Raw genomic sequence first — 2,456 nt, 5'->3', positions numbered from 1 at the left:
CTGGAAGTATAGGTATTCTTGGTCATGGCGTGATCTCCCTGGCGGTTGCTGCCGCCGGTTGGGTGGGTGGATGTTCACCCGGAGATTACGCCGCCTTCAAATTTCCACCAACTCCGAGACACGACCTGAACATCTTCGCCGTAATAGAGAGCGCGAATATCGGCCGTACTAGCGCCGAGCCTGTTCCGCGCGTACTGCCATCCGTTTCTGCCGCCCTCTTCAACAAATTTCGAAATCGCCTTGATCCTGACCCGAAAGGTTGTGATCGACGGGAACTTGAAACCCGCCGCGATTTCTTTCGGGGGGACATGGAAACTGTCTCGGGCCAGCTTCAGAAGGGGTTTCAATTTGACCTGGCGCGGATCCGATCTGAGAGCTAGGACATGCTCTATAAAAATTTCTTGGAGGGGACTGAGGCGCTGACTGCGGTTCCCCTTCATATGTTCCCGTTCCATTAGGACCACGGGGTTGCCACCGAACTCGTGATAAGTGGAGTGATATTTCCTGAGGGTCCTCCCCTCAGGCACGTGGAATGTAAGCGTGACCCGCCCTCCCCTAGGAGTTGCGGAAAAGTCGTGTGCCCCGTGGATTTCTGAGGCCTTCTCCAGAAGATCATCGCGAAGTGAACCTCCGGTATTTATGCTCCGCTGGGTGACCTTTTTCCCTTCGGCTTCCAGCGCATCGATCGCCAGAACAAGGGCGAGCCGGTACCGGATGTCACGCTGTTGTTCTTCGGTGAGCTGCTCGAAGACCTCAAGGCCACCGGTGAACCGAAGGAGAGCGTCGCGGTTTTCAATGTCTTTCGGTTCGATGACCTCGCAGTCCCGATCCTTGATCGCCTGATCAACGCGCTGAAAGGAGAATGACCGGCATTCGCCGTCGTCCACCCCCTCGACGGCATAGGCGTTTTCCCCAACGCCCGTGACCAGCCAGTCGCACCCATCAAGAACGAGGCGCGATCCTTTAAGGACACGGTAGATGGGGACATAACTCATTCGGGTAGCCGAACGCGGGAGTGGATGCTGATGACCGAATACCAGTCAGCGGCGAGGTGGCCGCGACCGATCAAGCGAAGGGCGGCCTCGAACGCGCGTGGCGAAGGAAGGCCCGAGTTCTGGATCAGATCTTTCAGTAACCAGTAGTTCGTCGTTAGGGCAGCCTCCTTGACCAGTTCGTCTGCCTCTGGATCCGTCCGCTGGCAGGCGTCATAGGCCCGGAACAGGTTATCGCGGTACTGTCTGGTATACTGGTCACCGTTGACCACGATCGCGTCGTCCGCGAAGTCTTTGGGGATCGCGTTGAAGATGGCCTCGATCTCGGCCTTGGTTTTCGGCTTTGTCAGGCTATGGCCGTTCCGGACGAAAACAGCGCGCCGGAACCCGTCCTCGAAGGTAACACGCATGTCGAAGTGATGCTCGCGCGGCTTCTTCCGGCCGGGCCACGGATAAAAGATCGGTGGGAGTTGGACCTCGATGCCGTAAACGGTCGGATCGAGCAGGATGTCGAGGGCGGTCGCCCATTCGGTCAGGGCTTCGAAGTGATAGACCTTCGGGATCCCGTTCGTGGCGCGCGTCGCAAAGGTGGTGGACACCCGGCGCGCGACAGTGCTGCGCGTCAGTGGGTTCCGGTGACCGGAATAGGGCAGAACCCCGTGAATCTCGGGGATCTTCAGCGCCGGCTGCTTGCCGGTGGGTCTTCGTGTGAATTCCTCTTCGAGGAAAACAGGCATGACTCTCTCCTGTCCGGAAAGTTCCCCTTTCCGGATTCTCTGGTGTTTTCGTCGTGAGAGCCTGATGATCGCGCTTGTCTGGACCGTTGGTGGTCTCTATTTTGACAAGAGAACTGGGGCGATCAGGCCCCCGACTTCCCGGGCGCGCCATTGGCGCGCCCATTTTTCTGTCGTGGTAGTCCCGTTCTGCAGGCCTCCTATCTGGCGCTGATGTTCAATTCACTGGGTACCGAAAGACTCATACTGACGGACCCGGCGGACCTAACTGGTCTTGGCGAATAGAGTCAACACACGGAAATATAAGAGAAATTTACCCATTTCAGTTTTTCGCATCCTCTGTGAAACCGGGCCCTTCAGGTCCTCCTCCAACCCAGTTCAGACCCGATCAAACTATTCCAGAAACAGTCCTCGTGGAACGGCCCCGCCGTTGATAGTTGGGGAGCGGTTGTATCGTTAACTCATCAATCGTTCTGCGTCTGGCCCGGGGTGGCGGGAGAGCCTATGCTGAGAGGCGGATCAACCTTGGGACAGGACCACGGATGCAGGACCGGTACGCTGGTGACGTTGGAGACTTCGTGAAACTGGGGCTGCTGCGCGCCATCGGTCGTGTCTCGGAGTTGGTGGAAATTTGAAGGCGGCGTAATCTCCGGGTGAACATCCACCCACCCAACCGGCGGCGGCAACCGCCAGGGAGATCACGCCATGACCAAGAATACCTATACTTCCA

At 57.7% G+C, this 2,456-nt stretch carries 2 protein-coding genes; both read right to left on the bottom strand.

Annotated elements, in window-relative coordinates:
* Nucleotides 1–74: 74 nt before the first annotated feature.
* Nucleotides 75–995 (bottom strand): hypothetical protein, encoded by a 921-nt coding sequence (locus AAFO90_RS24640; RefSeq protein WP_347511157.1) that lies wholly within the window; start codon nucleotides 993–995, stop codon nucleotides 75–77.
* Entirely contained in the window at nucleotides 992–1,729 is a 738-nt protein-coding gene (locus AAFO90_RS24635; protein ID WP_347511156.1) for a hypothetical protein, read from the bottom strand. The genes AAFO90_RS24640 and AAFO90_RS24635 overlap by 4 nt, the downstream gene beginning before the upstream one ends.
* Between the last annotated feature and the right edge of the window lie 727 nt (nucleotides 1,730–2,456).

It is taken from the genome of Phaeobacter sp. CAU 1743, from assembly GCF_039839315.1.
Lineage (GTDB): Bacteria > Pseudomonadota > Alphaproteobacteria > Rhodobacterales > Rhodobacteraceae > Phycobacter > Phycobacter gallaeciensis_A.
The sequence above is the reverse complement of the archived record's forward strand: the minus strand, read 5'-3'. Positions and strand labels throughout refer to the sequence as shown.

Coding starts and splice junctions, on each gene's coding strand:
- AAFO90_RS24640 (WP_347511157.1), bottom strand. CDS start 995: ATGAGTTATGTCCCCATCTACCGTGTCCTTAAAGGATCGCGCCTCGTT.
- AAFO90_RS24635 (WP_347511156.1), bottom strand. CDS start 1,729: ATGCCTGTTTTCCTCGAAGAGGAATTCACACGAAGACCCACCGGCAAG.